A 20,343-nucleotide genomic window follows, 5' to 3' on the forward strand; every position below is an offset into this window, starting at 1 on the left:
TATGACGACCATCCTCATCACCGGAGGCTGCGGCTTCATTGGCCGCCACGTCGCCGAAGAGATGCTCGGGCGCGGCTACGACGTGCGCCTTTACGACGCGATGATCGACCAGGTTCACGGCGACACGCAGGTCGACCTGCCCGAGGGCGCCGACCTGATCCGGGGCGAGATGCGCGACCGCGAGCGGCTGCGCGGGGCGCTGAAAGGCTGCGACGGCGTCATCCACCTGGCCGCCGAGGTCGGCGTGGGCCAATCGATGTATGAGATCGCCCGTTACGTCGGTGCCAACGACCTGGGCACGGCGGTTCTGCTCGAGGAGCTGCTGGAGCACCCGGTGCGCCGGCTGGTCATTGCCTCGTCGATGAGCATCTACGGCGAAGGCTACTATGCCACCGAAGACGGGCGGGTGCTGGAAACCATCCGTCGCCGGCCCGAGGACGTGCGCGCCGGTCAGTGGAACCCGACCGGCCCGGACGGCGAGGCGTTGACCGCGATCCCGACGGACGAGCACAAGCGCCCGGACCTCGCCTCGATCTACGCGCTGACGAAGTATGCGCAGGAGCGCGAGGCGCTGATCTTCGGCGATGCTTACGAGACGGAGGCGGTGGCGCTGCGGCTGTTCAACGTGTTCGGCGCGGGACAGGCGCTGTCGAATCCCTATACCGGCGTGCTGGCCAACTTTGCCTCGCGCCTGGCGAACGGCGAGCGGCCGACGATCTTCGAGGACGGCGAGCAGAAGCGGGATTTCGTGCACGTCCGCGACGTGGCCCGCGCCTTCCGCCTGGCCTACGAGACACCGGAGGCGGCGGGCGAGACGTTCAACGTGGGCTCCGGGCAGGCCTATACCGTCTCGGGCGTGGCCCGGCTGCTGGCCGGCGCGATGGATCTGCCGCAACTGACGCCCGAAATCCTGGGCAAGTCCCGCTCGGGCGACATCCGCAACTGCTTCGCCGACGCCACCAAGGCGCGCGACATGCTGGGCTTCGAGGCGGAACTGAGGCTCGAGGATTCGCTGGACGAGTTCGTCGACTGGGTCCGCGGCGAGGTCGTGCAGGACCGCGGCGCCGACATGCGCCGGCACCTGGAGGAACGAGGGCTCGTCACATGAGACGGCTCTCGGACTACGGCTTCGTCGAGTGGTTCCGCCCCGGTGAACACGACCGGGTCGAAGAAACGCTGCCGGGCCTTGTCGCGTCCGGCGCGAAGCACCTGCGCACGCACCTGTCCTGGGCCGAGTACCACGCGCCCGGCGGGCAGGAGTGGTACGACTGGCTGCTGCCGAAGCTGGGCGCGCATTTCGACGTGCTGCCCTGCGTGCACTACACGCCGCCGTCCTTGTCGCGCACCGGCAAGTCCTCGGGCCCGCCGAAGAACCCCAAGGATTACGCCGACTTCATCGACATGGCGCTCACCCGCCACGGTGAACACTTCACGCATGTCGAGCTGTGGAACGAGCCCAACAACCTGCTCGACTGGGACTGGCGGGTGGACCCCGACTGCGCGATCTTCGCCGAGATGGTGGGCGGCGCGGCCCACTGGGTTCGCGAGCGTGGCTGGAGGCCGGTGCTGGGGGGGCCTTGCCCCTTCGATCCAGTGTGGCTCGACACGATGGGTCGCCGCGGGGTGCTCGACAGGGTCGACGCCGTCGGCTTCCACGGCTTCCCCGGCACCTGGGACAGCGAAGAGGGCAGCTGGGAAGGCTGGCACACGCATCTCGACGCGATGCGCCGCATCCTGCGCAGCTATAACGAGACCGCCGAGGTCTGGATCACGGAGGCCGGTTACTCCACGTGGCGCGGCGACCAGATCGAACAGGTCCGGCGGTTCGACGAATGCCTCTCGGCCCCGGCCGAGCGAGTCTATTGGTATTCCTGGCGCGACCTTCCGCCCGAGGTGGCGGTGCAGGAGGGTCACTGGTTCGACCCGCGCCACTACCACCTTGGTGTCGTGGACGCGGACAACAACCCGAAGCTTCTGGGCCGGCTGCTGAAGTCCGGCGGACTCCAGCGGCTCGACGGCGTGCTGGAGCTCGCCGCCCCGCGCGTGGCCCGTGCCGCCGAGCCCGTGGTGATCACCGGCGGCAGCGGCTTCATCGGCTCGAACCTCGCCGACAGCATCCTCAGCGACGGGCGCGAGGTGGTCGTGGTCGACAACCTCAGCCGCGACGGCGTGGAACAGAACCTCGCCTGGCTGGCCGAACGGCACGGCCAGCGCGTGCACGCCGTCCCGGCTGACCTGCGCAACGTTCAGGCCATGCGCGATGCCGTGCACGACGCGGCGACGGTGGTGCACCTGGCCGCGCAGACGGCGGTGACCACCAGCTTGGATGCGCCGGTTGACGATTTCGAGGTCAACGCACGCGGCACGCTCAACGTGCTCGAGGCAATCCGCACCACGGGACGGCAGGTGCCGGTGGTCTTCGCCTCGACCAACAAGGTCTACGGCGCGCTCGACGACATGGAGATGGAGCCGCTCAACGACCGTTACCTCCCTGCCGATCCCGACCTGCGCGCACGCGGAGTGGGCGAGGATCGGCCGCTGGACTTCTGCACGCCGTACGGCTGTTCGAAGGGCGTGGCGGACCAGTACGTGCTGGACTACGCCAAGTCCTACGGCATCCCGGCGGCGGTGCTGCGGATGAGCTGCATCTACGGCCCGCGCCAGTTCGGAACCGAGGACCAGGGCTGGGTCGCCCACTTCCTGATCCGCGCGCTGAAGGGCGAGCCGATCTCGGTCTTCGGCGACGGCCGGCAGGTGCGCGACATCCTGCACGTGGACGACGCCGTGGCCGCCTATCGCGCGGTCATGGGCAACGTCGGCAGCATTTCGGGCCGGGCCTTCAACCTGGGCGGCGGGCCGGGCAACGCCGTGAGCCTCGTCGCCGTCCTGCGCGAGATCGAGGCCGTCATCGGCCGGCCGGTCGAGGTGCATCACGGTGACTGGCGGCAGGGCGACCAGCATTACTTCGTGGCCGACACCACGCGGCTGACGCAGGCGACCGGATGGCGCCCTCGCGTCGGCTGGCGCGACGGGATCGCGCAACTCGCCGACTGGCTGGCGGAAAACCGGGTCGCACCCTCCGCCCCCGCGCGGGAACCGGAGCGTCTGCGCGCATGACCGACTGCCTGACGATACCCTCCGCGCACCCGCCGCGCGTGCTGATGACGCTCGACGCCGTGGGCGGCGTGTGGCGCTACGCCATCGACCTGGCGCGCGGCCTGCGTGACGCCGGGTGCGGAGTCACGCTCGCCGGCTTCGGCCCCCGCCCCGAGGCCGCGAAGCAGCAGGAGGCCGAGGCGGTCGGCACGCTCGACTGGTGCGATGCGCCGCTTGACTGGATGTGCGAGAGCGAGGCGCAATTGCGCGACGTTCCGGCCGAGATGAAGCGCCTGATCCGCACCCACCGACCCGACGTGGTACAGGTGAACTACCCGTCGCAGGCCGCAAGGCTGGACGTGCAGGTGCCCGTGGTCGCTGTCTCGCATTCCTGCGTCGCCACGTGGTTCGCCGCCGTGCGCGGCACGGAGCTTCCGACGAACTGGCAATGGCAGGCGCGGCTGAACCGGGCAGGCTTTGACCGGGCCGACGCCGTTGTCGCCCCCTCCCGTGCCCATGCGGCGCTGATGGAGCGGACCTATGGCCCGATCACCGAGCTGCGCGCGGTGCACAATGCCACCTCCGCGCCAGAGGCCGACGGCCCCGGCGGCGAGCGTGTGATCGCCATGGGCCGCTGGTGGGACGATGGCAAGGACGGCGCGACGCTCGACGCCGCCGCCGGCATGACCGGCTGGCCCGTGACGATGCTGGGCGCCACGACCGGCGGGAACGGCACGCACCTCGACGTGCGCAACGCCGAGGCGCCGGGCGAGATGGACCACGCCCGCGCGCTCGATCACCTGCGCCATGCCGGCGCCTTCGTCGCGCCCTCGATCCACGAACCCTTCGGCCTGGCCGTGGCCGAGGCCGCGCGGGCCGGACTGCCGCTGGTGCTGTCGGATATCCCGACGTTCCGCGAACTTTGGGACGGCGCGGCGGTCTTCGTCCCTCCGCGCGACCCCACGGCGCTGGCCGACGCGCTCAACCATCTCGCCGCCGCACCCGAGCGTCGCCGCGCACTCGGCACCGCCGCCCGGACCCGCGCGGCCCGCTACACGCCGGCGGCGCAGACCCACGGCATGCTCGACCTCTACGCAACACTGCCCGCGACGGAGGCCGCCTGATGCGATTTCTCTTCTACACCCACTCGCTCGTTTCGGACTGGAACCACGGCAACGCTCACTTCCTGCGGGGCGTGATGCGCGATCTCGTCCGCCGGGGGCACGAGGCCGTCGCGCTTGAACCCGAAGGCGCGTGGAGCCGCGTGAACCTGGTGACCGACCAGGGGCAGGCCCCGGTGATGGAGTTCCACCGCACGTTCCCGATGCTCGAATCGCGCCAGTACGGCCTCGATTTCGATCACGAGGCCGAGCTGGACCGTGCCGACGTCGTGGTGGTCCACGAATGGACAGACCCCGCGCTCGTCGCCCGTATCGGCCGTGCCCGCGAGGCCGGCGGACGCTTCCGGCTGCTGTTCCATGACACTCACCACCGCGCCGTGAGCGCCGAGAGCGACATCCGCGGACTCGACCTGTCGGGCTATGACGGCGTGCTGGCCTTCGGCGAGGCGCTGCGCCAGCTTTACCTCGACGCGGGCTGGGGCCGGCAGGTCTTTACCTGGCACGAGGCCGCCGACGACGCGCTGTTTCACCCCGTGGAGGCGCCCGAGGAGGGCGACCTGATCTGGATCGGCAACTGGGGGGACGACGAACGGACCGAGGAGCTGGAAGAGTTCCTGATCGAACCGGCCGAGACACTTAACCTGCGCACGAAAATCCACGGCGTCCGGTACCCAGATGCGGCGCTGGAGCGGCTGGACGCCGCCGGCATCGACTATGGCGGCTGGATCGCCAACGCGAAGGTGCCCGAGACCTTCGCGCGCTTCAAGGTGACGGTGCACGTCCCCCGCCGCCCGTATGTCGAGGCGCTGCCGGGCATTCCCACGATCCGCCCGTTCGAGGCGATGGCCTGCGGCATCCCGCTGGTCTCGGCCCCGTGGGACGACGCCGAGGGGCTGTTCCGCCCCGGCACCGACTACCTGATCGCGCAGGACGGGGCCGAGATGAAGCGCCACCTGTCGACGCTCATGAACGAGCCCGCCGCGCGCGAAGAACTGGCGCAGCACGGGCTCGCCGCCATCCGCGCGCGCCACACCTGCCGCCACCGGGTCGAGGAGCTTCTCGCCATCCTCGACCGGCTCGCGACGCCCGCCACGACCCCCGCCAAGGAGACCGCCGAATGACCTCAATCGCCTTCTACGGCTCGAGCATCCTGTCCGCCTACTGGAACGGCGCGGCGACCTACTACCGGGGCATGCTGCGTGCGCTGGCGGCCGAGGGCTACGCGATCACCTTCTACGAGCCCGACGTGCTCGACCGACAGAACAATCGCGACATCGAGCCGCCGTCGTGGTGCGACGTGGTAGTCTACGACGGCACGGTCGAGGGGCTGAAGGCCGCCGCCGCCCGCGCCGCCGAGGCCGACATCGTGGTCAAGGCCAGTGGCGTGGGGTTCGAGGACGACCTGGTGCTGGCCGAGGTGATGAAAGCCGCGCGGCCCGACGCGCTGCGCATCTTCTGGGACGTCGACGCTCCCGCCACGCTGGCCGAGATGCAGACCGCGCCGGACCACCCTCTGCGACGCACCCTGCCCGACCTGGACCTCGTGCTGACCTACGGCGGCGGCGACCCGGTCGTGAGCGCGTATCGCGACCTCGGCGCGCGCGAGTGCGTGCCGATCTACAACGCGCTCGACCCGGACACGCACCACCCCGCCCCGCCGCAGGAGCGGTTCCGGGGCGACCTCGCCTTCCTTGGCAACCGCCTGCCCGACCGCGACGCGCGGGTCGAGGAGTTTTTCCTGCGCCCCGCCAAGCAGACGCCCGAGGCCCGGTTCCTGCTGGGCGGCTCGGGCTGGGACGCCTATCCGCTGCCGCGCAACGTGCACCTTCTGGGCCACGTCCGCACCGCCGACCACAACGCGCTGAACTGCACGCCGCGCATGGTGCTGAACGTGGCGCGCGACAGCATGGCGAAGAACGGCTACTCCCCCGCCACCCGCGTGTTCGAGGCCGCCGGCGCCGGCGCCTGCCTGATCACCGATGCGTGGGAGGGGATCGAGCTGTTCCTCGAACCGGGCGAAGAGGTCCTGGTCGCCCGCGACGGCGAGGACGTGGCGGAGATCCTCAAGACCCTGCCCGACGACGCGCCGCAGCAGATCGGCGCGCGCGCCCGCGCCCGCGTGCTGGCCGAGCACACCTATGCCGACCGCGCCAAGCAGGCCGACGCGCTGTTCCGCGCCCACGCCCCCAGGCTGGAGGCCGCGTCGTGAGCATGGACATCGTCATCCTGGGCCTCACGCTCTCGTCCTCCTGGGGCAACGGCCACGCCACGACCTTCCGCTCGCTTTTGCGGGGGCTGAACGCGGACGGGCACCGGGTGCTGTTCCTGGAACGCGACGCGCCGTGGTACGCGCCCCACCGCGACCTGCCGGACCCGGACTTTTGCGAACTGCGGCTTTACGACGACATCCCCGCGATGCTCGAGAACTACCGCGACCGCCTGCTGTCCGCCGACGCGGTGATCGTGGGTTCCTACGTCCCCGAGGGGCCGAGGCTGATCGACGCGCTGCACGAGATGCGGCCGAACCTGCTGTGCTTCTACGACATCGACACGCCGGTGACGATGGACAAGCTGGATGCCGGTGACGAGGAGTACCTGTCGCCCCGGCAGATCCCGCTGTTCGACACCTATTTCTCGTTCTCCGGCGGCGAGGTGCTGGATCACCTCGAACGCGAGCGGGGTGCGCAGCGGGCAGAGGCGCTTTACTGCTCGGTCGATCCCGACCGCTATGCCAGCCGTCCCGACGCACCCAAGAAATGGGACCTGGGCTACCTGGGCACGTACAGCCCCGACCGGCAGCCCCCGCTGGAACAGTTGCTGATCGAGCCGGCCCACCGCCTGCCAGAGATGCGTTTCATCGTGGCCGGCCCGGGCTACCCGGACGACATCGACTGGCCGGACAACGTCGAGCGGATCGACCACCTGCCGCCGGCCGAACACGAGGATTTCTACAACGCGCAGCGCTTCACGCTTAACGTCACCCGCGCGGCGATGCGGAGGATGGGCTGGTCGCCCAGCGTTCGCCTGTTCGAGGCCGCCGCCTGCGGCACCCCCATCGTCAGCGACGCCTGGCGCGGCTTGAGCGAGCTTCTGCCGGACGGAGAGGCGGCGATCATAGCAGAGACAACCGAAGACGTGGTTCGCGCGCTGACAGATCTGAATGACGCCGAGCGGCGTAAGATCGGTAAAGGCGGCATGGACCGCGTGCTGTCGGCCCACACGGGCCGCGCCCGCGCGCGTGATCTGGTTCGGGCCTTGTCGTCGGCCCGGGCGGATGCGCCGCAGGCCGTGGGCATGTGAGGGAGAGTAGTGATGAACATGATCAGACCCAACGACTCGGGCCCGCGCACCATCGTCGTGGCGGGCGGCGCGGGCTTCGTCGGATCGCACCTGTGCGAGAACCTGCTTCAGCAGGGCCACCGCGTGATCTGCGTCGACAGCTTCCTGACGGGAACCGAGGCGAACGTCGAGCCGCTGTCGAACTTCGCGGGCTTCCGGCTGATCCGCCAGGACGTGGCCGAACCGCTGGACCCCGGCGAGCCGGTGGACGAGATCTACAACCTCGCCAGCCCCGCCTCGCCGCCGCATTACCAGGCGGACCCGGTGCACACGATGATGACCAACGTCGTGGGCACGGCGCGCCTGCTCGACCTCGCCTCGGCGCACGAGGCGCGGTTCCTGCAGGCCTCGACCAGCGAGATCTACGGCGACCCCGAGCAGCACCCCCAGCGCGAGGATTACCTGGGCCACGTGAACTGCACCGGGACGCGCGCCTGTTATGACGAGGGCAAGCGCGCGGCCGAGGCTCTGTGCTACGACTATGCCCGCACCCGCGGGCTGGACGTGCGCGTGGCGCGGATCTTCAACACCTACGGGCCCCGGATGCGCCCCGACGACGGGCGCATCGTGTCGAACATGATCGTGCAGGCCCTGGCCGGAGAGCCGCTGACCGTCTACGGCACCGGCAAGCAGACGCGGTCGTTCTGCTTCGTGTCGGACCTCGTCGACGGGCTGATGGCGCTGATGAACGTCTCCGCCGCCCCCGACGCGCCGGTGAACCTGGGCAACCCGCAGGAATTCTCGATCGCCGAGCTCGCCTCCCAGGTACGCGACCTGATCCCCAGTGGATCGCAGATCGTGCACCGCCCGCTGCCCGAGGACGACCCCAAGCGCCGCCGCCCCGACATCAGCCGGGCGAAGGAGCTTCTGGGCTGGTCGCCCAAGGTCAGCCTCGACCGCGGCCTGCCCGAGACGGCGAGTTGGTTCGCCCTGCATCTCGGCCACGGGCCGATTCCCCAAACCAACCGGACAAGCGGCGCGCGCGCCGCGGGAGCGACTGCATGAACCTTCACGCGACCCCGAAGAGCGAGGATACGGCCCGCCGCATCCGCGAGCTGGGGCCGTGGTTCCAGAACATGCGCCTGGACGGGATCGACACGGCCCCCGACCACTTCCTGGGCGACTATCCCCGCTTCAAGTGGGAGGGGTTCCGCCACGTCGTCCCCGAGGACCTGACCGGAAAGACCGTCCTGGACATCGGCTGCAACGCGGGCTTCTACGCGCTCGAGATGGCGCGCCGGGGGGCGAGCCGCGTCGTCGGCATCGACAGCGACCCGCATTACCTGGCCCAAGCCGAGTTCGCCGCCGAGCGCGAGGGGCTGGACATCGAGCTGCGGCAGATGTCGGTCTACGACGTGGGCAGCCTGGGCGAGCGCTTCGACCTCGTGATCTTCATGGGCGTGCTCTATCACCTGCGCCACCCACTCCTGGCGCTCGACCTGCTGCACGAGCACGTCGTCGGCGACATGATGCTGTTCCAGTGCATGCAGCGCGGGTCCGAGGCGGTGGCGAAACTGCCCGAGAACCACGACTTCGACGACTGGTCGCCGTTTCGCCGCGAGGATGCGCCGACGCTGTGGTTCGTCGAGGAGCGGTATTCCGACGACCCGACCAACTGGTTCATCCCCAACCGCGCCGCCGTCGAGGCGATGCTGCGCTCGTCCGGCTTCGAGATCGCGGCCCACCCCGAGCGCGAGGTCTACATGTGCACCCGCGGCGAACGCTACTTCGCCGCCGACCCGCCACCGAAGATCGCCGGCGCCTGAGCGTCAGGCCGGCGTCGCTTCGGCGCCGTCCCCGGCCTCGGGCTTGGGTGCGGCGAAGGCGGGCGGCGGGCCGAAAAGCCGGGCCGACAAATCCACCATCTCGTCGTCGAAAATCGCGCGGTAGCGGGCGTCGTTCTCGTAGGCGCGCCAGCGCTCGCGCGTGCGCATCTCGGCCGCGCGCCCGTCGAAGGCCGTGCCGTCGAACGAGCTTCCCCCCTGCGTGCGCGGCACTTCGTCCGCGCCGGCGTCGGTGAAGCGCAGGCCAAGTTGCCCGGCGACGTCTTTCCTGTAGTCGCGGTCGACCGCCCAGCGGTTGTAGAGGACCACGACCTTGTCCCTGACCTTACGCGTCTCGCCCAGCGCCTCGCGCGCATGCTGTTTCCACATGCGGCGCGAGATATGCGGCGACAACGCCGCTCCCATCTTCAGCCGGCTGGCGAACAGGTTGAACGGGTCGCGCAGGATCAGAAGACGCACCCGACGCTTCGACGGCCCGAGCCACGTGTCGTGGTTTTCTTCCAGCGGCTTGCTGAAGGCGTGGGCAAGCCAGCTGTCCTCGTAGCTGTGAAACAGCAGCGCCTTGTCCGCGAAACGCCCCGCCGCCTCGGCCTCGACGTCGAAGTCCGGCTCACCACGCCAGCCGAAGCCGCCGGTCGACAGCGGGCGGCAGGTCTCGAACGGGTTGGTCTTGCCCTCTGCGCAGTTGAGAAGAAGCTTCGGAGCGTCGGCCTGGGCGAAGATCCAGTTCGCCACTGCGTGGTTGCCGCTTCGGGACATGCCCAATGCCTGGATCTCGAGCTCGTTCACGCCTTCCCCTCCGGTTCGATCTGCCCGGCAAACCGGGTAACACGCGCGCCCGGGGGCCGGTCAACCGATGCACCAGAAGCTGGGCTCACTCGTCCAGCCCGTGGCGCTTCTCCGGCTCGCCCTCGCGCACGAGCGTGGCGAAGGACAGCGGCGGCAGTTCCAGCCCCACCTCTGACGTGCGCACGCTCATGCCGGGGCCGCAGACAAGATCTCCCCCGCCGAGCTTTTCCAGCCGCACGCTTTGCCGCGAGGTCGAGAAGTTGGCCACGCAGGTCATCGTACGCCCGCCGCCGAACCGATCCCAGATGATCAGCGGGGCCAGCTTCGGCGAATGCACCAGTTCGCCACCCCATCGCAGAAGCGGCTGGTCCTTCCGCCACGCTAGGAAATCGCGCAGGAAGTGCAGCGGGCTGTCCTCGCGCGCCTCTTGCGCGGCAACACTCAGCCCGCAATGGGTGTCGGGCACGTCGATCCACGGGCTGTCGCCGTCGGTGAACCCGCAGCGCGGCGGCTGTCCGGTCCAGGGCATTGGCGTCCGCGCCCCGTCGCGCCCTTCGAAATCCGGCCAGAACGCCTTGCCCCAGGGATCGCGCAGATCCTCGTACTCGAGCTGCGGATGCGGCAGGCCCAGTTCCTCGCCCTGGTACAGGATGCCGCCGCCCTTCAGCGCGAACTGCATGAACATCAGAAGCTTCGCCGCCTCCTCGCGCAGACCCGCCTCTTCGGCGAAATGGGTCAGGTCGCTGACCGCGCGCTTGGAGTCGTGGTTCGAAAACACGTTCATCATCCAGCCCGTCCGCAGGTACGAGCTGCGATAGGTCAGGATGTCGGTCAGCGGCTCCACGTCCTTCGGCCCGTTGACCAGGCTGAAGTCGTAGATCGCGTGCAGGCCCATGCCGTCGACGGTGTATTTCTCGCTCAGCCGGGCCGAGTCCACGTCGGCGAGTTCCCCGATCAGAACGCGCTCGGGTTCGAAATCGCTCAGCGCCTCGCGCATCCGCTCGATGATCGGGAACGCCTCGGGCACGTCGCGGTCATAGAGGTGCGCCTGCTGGCGGAACGGGTTGTTCTTGCCGCCGCCCAGCGGAGCCACCGGCCCCTTCGACGATTCCGGCGGGTTCCACCGCAGGTCGGGGTCGAAGGCCAGGCACTGCACCGCATCCAGCCGGAACCCGTCCGCCCCCCGCTCGAGCCAATAGCGCATGGCGTCGATGACGGCGTCCAGCACCTCGGGCTTTTGCAGGTTCAGCGCCGGCTGGCAGGTCAGGAACGGGTGATAATAATACTGCGACCGCCGCGGCTCCCACGTCCAGGCGGGCCCGCCGAACGACGACAGCCAATTGTTGGGCGGCCCGCCGTCGGGGCGCGCGTCGGCCCAGACGTACCAGTCGCCGTACTGCCCCCCGGGGTCGCTGCGGCTTTGCTGGAACCACGGATGCTCCTCGGAGGTGTGGCAGGGGATGAAATCCAGCAGCACCTTCAGACCCCGCGCATGCGCCCCGTCCACCAGCGCGGCGAAGTCCGCCATGTCGCCATGGATCGGGTCGATGGAGCGGAAATCGGTGACGTCGTAGCCAAAATCCTTCTGCGGCGAAGGACTGATCGGGCTTAGCCAGAACCCGTCGACGCCGAGGCTCTCGATGTAATCGAGCTTCTCGATCACGCCCTTCAGATCTCCGATCCCGTCGCCCGAGGCGTCGCGGAAGCTGCGCACGTACACCTGGTAGAGCGCCGCCCCCCGCCACCACTCGCGCCGGGTCATCGGCTCGATCGGGTCGCGCAGGGTGGCGCGCGCCATCATCGCCTCGCGCGTCAGCCTCAGGGTCGAGGGGCTGCGTCGGTTGATCTCGTCCATGTGTTCACTCGCCTCGGGTCGTTCTTCACCCGGTCAACAAAGGGCCGCGCATCACCGTTCCCGCCTCGCCCTGCCTCCACCTTCCGATGTCCGGGCGCGCGTGCTAGTCACGGCCCGGGGCAGAACCGGCGGAAAGTCCATGACCGAGAGCAGCGGAAGTGCAGGCCATTTCAATGTGATGGTCGTGGGACAGGATGGCCGGGTCGGGTACGAGGCGGCGCTCTTCGCCGCCTCCCTCCGCCGCTTCGACCCCGGCTTCGCCGGCACGCTCTACGTGGCGGAACCCCGGCCCGGTCCGCTCTGGTCCCGCGACCCGCGCATGCAGGACCCCGACCTCCGCCGCCTGCTGATAGAGGACCTCGGCGCGACGATCCTGCCGTTCGACTCCCGCCATTTCGGAGAAGCCTACCCTTACGGCAACAAGATCGAGGCGCTCGCCGCCCTGCCCGAAGGCGAGCCGTTCGTCTTCTTCGACAGCGACACGCTGATCACCGGGCCGCTCAGCCGCGTTCCCTTCGACTTCGACCGCCCCACCGCGTCGCTCAATCGCACCGGCACCTGGCCGGTGATCGAACTTTACGGGCCCGGCTACACCCAGACCTGGCGCGCGCTCTACGACCGCTTCGGGCTGGACTTCGAAAGCTCCCTGGACCTGTCGCAGCCCGAGGAGTTCTGGAAGCGCTACCTCTACTTCAACGCCGGCTGGTTCTTCCACCGCTGCCCGCGCGAGTTCGGCCGCCTGTTCCTGGACTACGCGCTGTCGATCCGCGACGACCCCCCGCCCGAGCTCGTCTGCCAGCGCCTCGACCCCTGGCTCGACCAGGTGGCGCTGCCGCTGGTGATCCACGCCCTGGGCGGCGGCCGCGACACGCTGCCCGAGGGGCTGCTCGACGGCACGATCAGCCGCCACTACCGCCTGTTCCCCCTGCTCTACGCCCGCGAAAGCGACGCCACCATCGCCGCGCTGGAACAGACCGTTGCGCCGAACCGGATCAAGAAGGTGCTCAAGCGGCACGAGCCGATCCGGCGCATGGTCCTGCAAGGCCGCGGCCGCAAGGTCCGCGCGCTCTTCGACCAGGCGGAGCTCCCCCGCAGCGAGGCGGCGATCCGCAATCGCATCAAGAAGCACAAGCTCTGGATGCGCTGACCGCCAGCGCCCGCCCTGTACATCTCTGGTCCTCAAATATCCCGGGGGCCCGGGGGCAGCGCCCCCGGTCCGACGCCCACCGTCAGCGCAGCCCGGTCGCCTCGAGCAGCCCCTTCCGCTTCGCCTCGTAGTAATACCCCCGCGCGTACCAGCCCACCGCCTCGTCCGGGTCGCCGTCCGCCACCAGCCACGCACCGCGCAGGTACTTCACCGCGAAGCGCAGGTTCGTCTCGGCGTCCAGCAGGTCCCGGGCCGGACCGCGATGGCCCATGGTGCGGGCGGTCTGCGGGTGGATCTGCATCAGCCCGTAATAGGGGCCGTTGCGTGCCACGGGGTTGTAGTCGCTCTCGCGCTGCACGACCCGGTGCACGAGCGAGGGCGGCACGCGGTAATGAGCGGCGTAGCTGGTGATCAGCCGCCGCAGGCGCGGCGTCTCGCCGGGATAGAGCGCACGGCTCACCTCCGGCTCGCGCCGCCCGCAGGCGGCGAGCGTGGTGGCCAGCATCAGCGCGAGGGCGCGCCGCCGGTTCAATTTCGTCATGATCTGCCCCGTTCCTGCCCGGCGATCTGGAGTCGCCTCGCCATCCATTCCATACTCAGCGGAACGGATACATCCAGACCTTGTAGTCATCGACCAGAACATGCGCCTTCTCGATCTGCTCCGCCGTCATCTTCTTGACCACTTCCTCGAGGCTGATCGCGGCGTCGGGATCGCCGCCGATGGCGCTGAGCGTGTACCACATGTAGGCCCGCACGAGATCGGGGGCGGGCATGCCCCGGCCGACCTCATAATACCAACCGACGCCCGACTGCGCGCCGGGATGCCCCTTCATGGCCGAACGCAGGTACCATTCGAAGGCGCGCACGTCGTCGCGCTCGACCCCCAGGCCCATGGCGTACATGACGCCGATCAGTTCCTCGGCGTCGGCGTTGCCGGACCGCGCCGCGGGCCAAAGTTCTTCGCGCGCCTCGACGAAGTGTCCCTCCTCCATCAGGTCGCGGGCGTGCTCGATATCCGCGGCCGCGGGGGCCGCCATCAGGACCAGGAGCGTCGCCAGTCGGATCATCCCTACCTCCCCGGTGCACGCGCCGCGTGCCTTCTGTTTGCCTTCGCGCTTCCCCTGCCCGCCGCCGGCGGAGAGCTTCCCGCCCCGCTGACCGATGCCGACTTCCGGGCCTTCGACGCGGACCAGGCTAAGATCGGGCAACTTCTTTTCTACGACAAGATCCTGTCGGGCAACGGCAACATCTCGTGCGGGACGTGCCACCATCACGAGTTCGGCGGCAGCGACGGGCTGAGCCTGGGCATCGGCGAAGGCGGCGCCGGCGTCGGCCCCGACCGAACGCCCGGCGAGGGTGACGAGCGCATCCGCAAGCGCATCCCCCGCAACGCGAGCGCGCTGTGGAACCTCGGGCACACATCGATCGACGTGGTGTTCCACGACGGGCGGCTGGAGGTGTCGGACCTTTACGGCAACGGCTTCGACAGCCCGGCCGAGGAGTACCTGCCCGAGGGGCTCGACAGCATCCTCGCTGCGCAGGCGCTGTTCCCGCTGACCGCCCAGTTCGAGATGGCGGGCAATCCGAAGGAGAACGAGATCGCGGGCGCCATCCACGACCGCATCGACAAGGCGTGGCCGATCCTCGCAAAGCGTGTCCGCACGATCCCCGAATACGGGCGGATGTTCGTCCAGACCTTCGACGACGTCGCCGCGCCCGAGCAGGTGACCATCGCCCACGTCGCCCGGGCGCTGGCGGCCTTCATCGGGACCGAGTGGCGCAGCCACGACAGCCCCTTCGACGCCTACCTCGGCGGCGACCAGGCGGCCCTGACGGCACAGCAGGAACGCGGGCTCGACCTTTTCTACGGCCGCGCAGGGTGTGCCACCTGCCATTCCGGGCCGTTGCTGACCGACAACGAATTCCACGCGCTCGCCCTGCCCCAGTTCGGGCCGGGCCGCACGCGCGTCTTCGACCCCTATGCGCGCGACGTCGGCCGGATGGGCGAAAGCAACCGGCTGGAGGACGCGTACCGCTTCCGCACGCCGTCACTGCGCAACGTCGCCCTGACCGCGCCCTACGGCCACAATGGCGCCTATCCGACGCTCGCCGGCATCGTGCGCCACCACGCCGACCCGCTGGGCGCGCTCGATGCTTGGCGCGAGGAGATGGCGAAACTGCCCGACGTGCCGTGGCTGGCGCCCGTCGACTTCGTCGTGCGCGAGGACACGCGCGAAGCAGCGCGCCACCGCGCGGTGCTCGACATCGCGCCGGTCGCACTGTCCGAGGGGGACGTCACCGACCTTGTCGCCTTCCTCCAAGCGCTCACCGGGAAATCGGCCGAGGACCTGCCGCTGGGCCGGCCCGAGGTCGTGCCGAGCGGGCTGCCCGTGGACTGACGTCGCGCCCCCTGTCCCTTGCCCCGCCCGGTGCTAGGTTGCGGCGGACGAGGCAGGAGGACGCCGGTGCTGGTCGTTGAAAAGCTTGAGAAATCCTTTTCCGGCGGGGACCGCCCGGTGCCGGTCCTGCGCGGCATCGACCTGACCCTCGATGCAAGCCGCACGCTCGCGCTCACGGGCGAAAGCGGGTCGGGCAAGAGCACGCTTCTTCACCTCATCGCCGGGCTCGACGCCGCCGACGGCGGCCGCATCCTGATCGACGGCGACGACCTCGCCGCGATGGACGACACCCGGCGGGCCGCGTTGCGCCGGGGCACGGTGGGCGTGGTGTTCCAGCAGTTCAACCTGATCCCGTCGCTGACGGTGGCGCAGAACATCGCGTTCCAGGCGCGGCTCGCGGGGCGCAACGACCGCGACTGGGATGCGCGGCTAACGGAGCGGCTGGGGCTGGCCTCCCACACGCACAAGTACCCCGAGCAGCTTTCGGGCGGACAGCAGCAGCGCGTCGCCATCGGCCGGACGCTGGCGGCACGGCCCAAGCTGGTGCTGGCCGACGAGCCCACCGGCAACCTTGACGAGGATACGGGCGAGCAGGTGCTCGACCTGATGCTCGAGCTGGTGGCCGAAACCGGCGCGGCGCTGATGATGGTCACCCACTCCACCCGGCTCGCCGCGCGGATGGAGCGGCGACTGCACCTCGAACGCGGAGAGATACGGTGCTGACCGCGGGCCTCCAGGCGCTCTTGTCGCACTGGTGGCGGCACCCGTTCCAGCTGGTCACGCTGCTGATCGGGCTGGCGACGGCGACGGCGCTCTGGTCCGGCGTGCAGGCGATCAACGCCGAGGCACGGGCGAGCTACGACCGCGCGGCCAGCGCGCTCGGTCAGACCCCCCGCCCCCGCATCACCGCGCCCGACGGCGTACCGCTGGAGCAGGAACACTTCGTCGCCCTCCGCCGCGCGGGCTGGCTGGTCACGCCGCTGATCGAGGGGCGGCTGTCGACCGAAGCCGGCAGCGTGCGCCTGGTCGGCATCGACCCGTTCACCCTTCCGCCCGCCGACCTGCCCGACGCGCTTGAGGGAGACACCGCGCTCGACCTGTCCTTCCTGACGCCGCCGGGCCAGCTGATCACTTCGCCCGCCACGGCCGAGCGGCTGGAGGGGGCGGACCTGCCGCCGCGCCTCGCCCTCGACGGGATCGCGCCGGGGCTGGCCTATGCCGATATCGGCATCGCGCAGGACCTGATGGACATGGATGGCCGTCTGACGGCGCTTCTCGTGCTGGACGACCAGCCGCTCGGCCGCCCGCCGCTCGAAGAGGTCGCGCCGGGGCTGGTGCTGCGCCCGCCGGCTCAGGGCGGCGACATCTCTCGCCTGACCGACAGCTTCCATCTGAACCTCACCGCCTTCGGTCTGCTGTCCTTCGCGGTGGGCCTGTTCATCGTGCGCGGTGCCATCGGGCTCGCGTTCGAGCAGCGCCGCCCGGTCTTCCGCACCCTGCGCGCGCTCGGGCTGTCCACCCGCGTGCTGCTGGGGCTGTTGCTGGCGGAATTGCTGGTCTTTGCCCTCGTCGCCGGGACGCTCGGCATCGCGCTCGGCTGGCTGATCGCGTCGCTCCTGCTCCCGGACGTGGCGGCGACGCTGCGCGGGCTTTACGGGGCAAGCGTCGAGGGGGCGCTGACCCTTCGGCCGGCGTGGTGGCTCTCGGGCGTCGGGATCGCGGTGCTGGGCACGCTGATCGCCGCCACGGCGTCGCTCTGGCAGGTGGCACGCCTGCCGCTCCTGGCCCCCGCACAGCCGCGGGCGTGGGCGATGGCATCGGAGCGGACAATGCGCCGGCAGGCGGTCGTCGCGCTCGCGCTGATCGTCTTCGCCGTCGGGGTCGGGCTTTACGGGGCGGGTCTTGTCGGCGGCTTCGTCATGCTGGGCGCACTGCTTGTGGGCGCGGCGCTGCTTCTGCCGCTCCTGCTGCACGTTGCGCTGCGTCTCGGCGCGCGCACCGCCCGCACGCCGCTGGCCGATTGGTTCTGGGCCGACACGCGCCAGCAGGTGCCGGGTCTGTCGCTGGCGCTCATGGCGCTTCTGCTGGCGCTCGCGGCCAATATCGGCGTGGGCACCATGGTGTCGAGCTTCCGGCTGACCTTCACCGGCTGGCTGGACCAGCGGCTCGCCTCGGAGCTCTATGTCTCGTCCGACGACGAGGCGCAGGCCGCGGCGCTCCAGGAGTGGCTGGCCCCGCGTACCGATGCGGTCCTGCCGATCTGGCGCGCCTCCGGAGAGATCGCGGGTGCGCCGGCCGAGATCTACGGCGTCGCCGACCACCCGACCTACCGCGACAACTGGCCGATCCTGGCGGCCCTGCCCGATGTCTGGGACCTCGTGGCGCGGGGCGACGGCATCCTGGTCAACGAACAGCTCGCCCGCCGCGAGGACCTGTCGCCCGGCGACACCATGGCACTGCCGGGGTGGGAGACGCGCGTCGCGGGCATCTACAGCGACTACGGCAATCCCTCGGCGCAGGTCCTGGTGGGGCTCGAGACGTTCGACACCCGTTTCCCCGAGGCCGAACGGCTCGATTTCGGTCTGCGCCTGCCGCAGGGCGAAGCCGACGCTCTTGCACGTGCGCTGGTCGAGGAGTTCGGACTTCCGGCCGAGAACATCGTTGACCAGGCCTCGCTCAAGGCGTTTTCGCTTCAGGTGTTCGAAAGGACGTTCACCGTGACCGGCGCGCTCAACGTGCTGACGCTGACCGTCGCCGGCTTCGCGATCCTCACCAGCCTGATGACGCTGGCGCGGATGCGCCTGCCGCAGGTCGCGCCGGTCTGGGCGCTCGGCCTGACGCGCGCGCGGCTCGCGCGGCTCGAACTGCTGCGCGCCCTCCTGCTCGCCGCGCTGACGGCGGTGGCCGCCCTGCCCGTGGGCCTGCTGCTGGCCTGGGTGCTGCTGGCCGTCATCAATGTCGAGGCGTTCGGTTGGCGGCTGCCGATGCACGTCTTCCCGGCGGACTGGGCGCTGCTGGGCGCGCTCGCGCTTCTTGCCGCCGGGCTCGCCGCGCTCTGGCCCGCCCGCCGCATCGCCACGATTCCGCCTTCGGAGCTGCTGAAGGTGTTCGCCAATGAAAGATGACCGGCCACAGCGCCCGTGGAGCGGGCGGAAGCCTCCGGCGGGGATATTTCAAGACCGAAGATGGAGCGGGTCGCTCACCGCTTTCTGCGTCGCCTGCGCGGCGGGCGGGGCACTGGCGCAGGGGTTCGCGGGGCTGGGCACCGACGCCGAAGGCTTCGCCCTGCCCGCGCCGAACCCGGAGTTCGACTACCCCGCCGACCACGGGCCGCACCCGGACTTCCGGATCGAATGGTGGTACGTCACCGCCAATCTCGAAGATGCGAACGGACGGCCCTATGGCGTGCAGTGGACGCTTTTCCGGTCGGCCCTCTCTCCGGGACCCAGCCGGGCCGGATGGGCGGCGGCGCAGGCCTGGATGGGGCACGCGGCGCTGACCACACCCGAACGGCACTTCGTGGCCGAACGCCTCGCCCGCGGCGGCATCGGTCAGGCCGGGGTCGAGGTCGCGCCCTTCAAGGCCTGGATCGACGAGTGGCGCGTGGCCGGCCCGAGGCTGCGCGACGTGACGATGGAGGCCGCCGGTCCCGACTTCGCCTTCGCCCTGTCGCTCGAGACCGACCGACCTTTCGTGCCGCAGGGCGAGGCGGGCTACTCGGTGAAGTCGCAGGCGGGACAGGCAAGCTATTACTACTCCCAGCCCTTCTACGACGTGGCAGGGACGTTGACGCTGCCCGAAGGCGAGGTCGCGGTGACGGGGCAGGCCTGGCTCGACCGTGAATGGTCGTCGCAACCGCTCGCCCGGACGCAGACCGGGTGGGACTGGTTCTCCCTCCACCTCGACGGCGGCGCGAAGCTGATGGCGTTTCGCCTGCGTGATGAGGCCGGGGCCGACTACACCTCGGCCACCTGGATCGCGCCCGACGGCGGGCCGCAGCCCTTCCCGGACGGCGCGGTGACGGCGACTCCGCTGGCGGAGGCCGAGGTCGCGGGGCGCGCGATCCCGGTGCGCTGGCGGCTGGAGCTTCCGGCGCGCGACCTCGACGTGACGGTGGCGGCGATCAACGAGGACGCCTGGAACGACACCGCCTTCCCCTACTGGGAGGGGCCGGTGACGGTGGAGGGCGGCCACGAGGGCATCGGATACCTGGAGATGACGGGATATGAGTGAGTGGTTCGAGACGCTCGACGGCCTGCGCGGCGAGATTTGGCGGAGGTTGCGGACCGGCGCAGAGAGTGGCGGCGGCTCCCGCGTCGTGGCGCTGGCGACCGTCGGCGGCCGGGGCGCCGAGGCGCGCATGGTCGCCCTGCGCGAGGCGCGCGTGGAGGCTGCGGAGTTGGAGGTGCAGACGGACCTCCTTTCGGCCAAGGTGGATGAGCTCCGCGCCGAGCCGCGCGCAACGCTGCTGTCGTGGGAGCCCGAGGCGCTGCTGCAGGCGCGCCTGCGCGTCCGGGTCGAGGTGGTGACCGAGGGACTGGACGGAAGGTGGGCTGCCATGCCCGACGAGGCGCGGCGCAACCATGGCGGCCTGCCGCCGCCGGGCCGGCCGATGAAGCGGGCCGAGGACTACGTCGAGACGCGGGAACGGGAGCGGCTGGCCGTCCTGCTGGCGCGGGTCGAGGAGATCGACGCCGTGCACCTGGGCGACCTGCACCGCCGCGCGCTGTTTACCCGCGACGACGGCTTCGCGGGGCGCTGGATCGCGCCCTGACTCGCCATCGCCGCGCCGCTGGTCTATCCGGCGGCGGTG

The 20,343-nt window shown here is 70.2% G+C and carries 18 protein-coding genes; 14 read left to right on the top strand and 4 right to left on the bottom strand.

The window, feature by feature from the left end; translation table 11 throughout:
- Window position 1 precedes the first annotated feature (1 nt).
- Genes BM162_RS10805 through BM162_RS10840 form a run of 8 tightly spaced genes read left to right on the top strand, consistent with a single transcriptional unit; the run spans window position 2 to window position 9,322 of the window.
- Window positions 2-1,108, top strand: coding sequence for an NAD-dependent epimerase/dehydratase family protein (locus BM162_RS10805; RefSeq protein WP_093421554.1), 1,107 nt, complete (start codon window positions 2-4; stop codon window positions 1,106-1,108).
- A complete protein-coding gene (locus BM162_RS10810; RefSeq protein ID WP_093421557.1) occupies window positions 1,105-3,117 on the top strand; it encodes an SDR family NAD(P)-dependent oxidoreductase in 2,013 nt (670 codons plus the stop codon). Before BM162_RS10805 ends, BM162_RS10810 begins: the two co-directional genes overlap by 4 nt.
- Complete coding sequence (locus BM162_RS10815; RefSeq protein WP_093421560.1) at window positions 3,114-4,220, top strand: glycosyltransferase family 4 protein; 1,107 nt, start codon at window positions 3,114-3,116, stop codon at window positions 4,218-4,220. The genes BM162_RS10810 and BM162_RS10815 overlap by 4 nt, the downstream gene beginning before the upstream one ends.
- Window positions 4,220-5,338: a CgeB family protein gene (locus BM162_RS10820; RefSeq protein ID WP_093421562.1), complete on the top strand. Its 1,119-nt coding sequence runs from the start codon at window positions 4,220-4,222 to the stop codon at window positions 5,336-5,338. The genes BM162_RS10815 and BM162_RS10820 overlap by 1 nt, the downstream gene beginning before the upstream one ends.
- Window positions 5,335-6,426 (top strand): CgeB family protein, encoded by a 1,092-nt coding sequence (locus tag BM162_RS10825; RefSeq protein WP_093421565.1) that lies wholly within the window; start codon window positions 5,335-5,337, stop codon window positions 6,424-6,426. The genes BM162_RS10820 and BM162_RS10825 overlap by 4 nt, the downstream gene beginning before the upstream one ends.
- Entirely contained in the window at window positions 6,423-7,517 is a 1,095-nt protein-coding gene (locus BM162_RS10830) for a CgeB family protein (protein WP_177215131.1), read from the top strand. Before BM162_RS10825 ends, BM162_RS10830 begins: the two co-directional genes overlap by 4 nt.
- A gap of 12 nt (window positions 7,518-7,529) precedes the next feature.
- The gene (locus BM162_RS10835) at window positions 7,530-8,561 is read left to right on the top strand and encodes a UDP-glucuronic acid decarboxylase family protein (RefSeq protein ID WP_439332831.1); all 1,032 of its coding nucleotides are present in this window, start codon (window positions 7,530-7,532) and stop codon (window positions 8,559-8,561) included.
- Window positions 8,558-9,322 (top strand): TIGR04290 family methyltransferase, encoded by a 765-nt coding sequence (locus BM162_RS10840; protein WP_093421570.1) that lies wholly within the window; start codon window positions 8,558-8,560, stop codon window positions 9,320-9,322. Before BM162_RS10835 ends, BM162_RS10840 begins: the two co-directional genes overlap by 4 nt.
- A gap of 3 nt (window positions 9,323-9,325) precedes the next feature.
- On the opposite strand, the gene BM162_RS10845 is transcribed toward BM162_RS10840, so the two are convergent.
- On the bottom strand, window positions 9,326-10,129 hold the full coding sequence (locus tag BM162_RS10845; protein ID WP_093421572.1) for a hypothetical protein: 804 nt from the start codon (window positions 10,127-10,129) through the stop codon (window positions 9,326-9,328).
- A gap of 85 nt (window positions 10,130-10,214) precedes the next feature.
- Window positions 10,215-11,984 (bottom strand): alpha-amylase family glycosyl hydrolase, encoded by a 1,770-nt coding sequence (locus tag BM162_RS10850; RefSeq protein ID WP_093421575.1) that lies wholly within the window; start codon window positions 11,982-11,984, stop codon window positions 10,215-10,217.
- A 139-nt stretch (window positions 11,985-12,123) separates the two neighbouring features.
- Between BM162_RS10850 and BM162_RS10855 the strand changes: the two genes are divergently transcribed.
- Entirely contained in the window at window positions 12,124-13,131 is a 1,008-nt protein-coding gene (locus tag BM162_RS10855; protein ID WP_093421578.1) for a GT-B fold glycosyltransferase domain-containing protein, read from the top strand.
- A gap of 82 nt (window positions 13,132-13,213) precedes the next feature.
- On the opposite strand, the gene BM162_RS10860 is transcribed toward BM162_RS10855, so the two are convergent.
- Together BM162_RS10860 and BM162_RS10865 are read right to left on the bottom strand one after the other, a co-directional pair.
- Window positions 13,214-13,672, bottom strand: coding sequence for a lytic transglycosylase domain-containing protein (locus tag BM162_RS10860; protein WP_093421580.1), 459 nt, complete (start codon window positions 13,670-13,672; stop codon window positions 13,214-13,216).
- Window positions 13,673-13,727: 55 nt separating this feature from the next.
- Window positions 13,728-14,198: a tetratricopeptide repeat protein gene (locus BM162_RS10865; protein ID WP_093421662.1), complete on the bottom strand. Its 471-nt coding sequence runs from the start codon at window positions 14,196-14,198 to the stop codon at window positions 13,728-13,730.
- Window positions 14,199-14,252: 54 nt separating this feature from the next.
- Between BM162_RS10865 and BM162_RS10870 the strand changes: the two genes are divergently transcribed.
- The 5 genes from BM162_RS10870 (at window position 14,253) to BM162_RS10890 (ending at window position 20,304) form a co-directional block, all read left to right on the top strand.
- Window positions 14,253-15,530 carry a cytochrome-c peroxidase gene (locus tag BM162_RS10870; RefSeq protein ID WP_093421665.1) on the top strand — a complete coding sequence of 426 codons (1,278 nt, stop codon included), beginning with the start codon at window positions 14,253-14,255 and terminating at the stop codon, window positions 15,528-15,530.
- Window positions 15,531-15,596: 66 nt separating this feature from the next.
- A complete protein-coding gene (locus BM162_RS10875; protein WP_093421583.1) occupies window positions 15,597-16,253 on the top strand; it encodes an ABC transporter ATP-binding protein in 657 nt (218 codons plus the stop codon).
- Window positions 16,250-18,655 carry an FtsX-like permease family protein gene (locus BM162_RS10880; RefSeq protein WP_093421667.1) on the top strand — a complete coding sequence of 802 codons (2,406 nt, stop codon included), beginning with the start codon at window positions 16,250-16,252 and terminating at the stop codon, window positions 18,653-18,655. Before BM162_RS10875 ends, BM162_RS10880 begins: the two co-directional genes overlap by 4 nt.
- The gene (locus tag BM162_RS10885) at window positions 18,645-19,763 is read left to right on the top strand and encodes a lipocalin-like domain-containing protein (protein ID WP_093421585.1); all 1,119 of its coding nucleotides are present in this window, start codon (window positions 18,645-18,647) and stop codon (window positions 19,761-19,763) included. Before BM162_RS10880 ends, BM162_RS10885 begins: the two co-directional genes overlap by 11 nt.
- Window positions 19,756-20,304 carry a pyridoxamine 5'-phosphate oxidase family protein gene (locus BM162_RS10890; RefSeq protein ID WP_093421588.1) on the top strand — a complete coding sequence of 183 codons (549 nt, stop codon included), beginning with the start codon at window positions 19,756-19,758 and terminating at the stop codon, window positions 20,302-20,304. The genes BM162_RS10885 and BM162_RS10890 overlap by 8 nt, the downstream gene beginning before the upstream one ends.
- The last annotated feature ends 39 nt before the right edge of the window (window positions 20,305-20,343 follow it).

The organism is Tranquillimonas alkanivorans, assembly GCF_900115595.1.
Lineage (GTDB): Bacteria > Pseudomonadota > Alphaproteobacteria > Rhodobacterales > Rhodobacteraceae > Tranquillimonas > Tranquillimonas alkanivorans.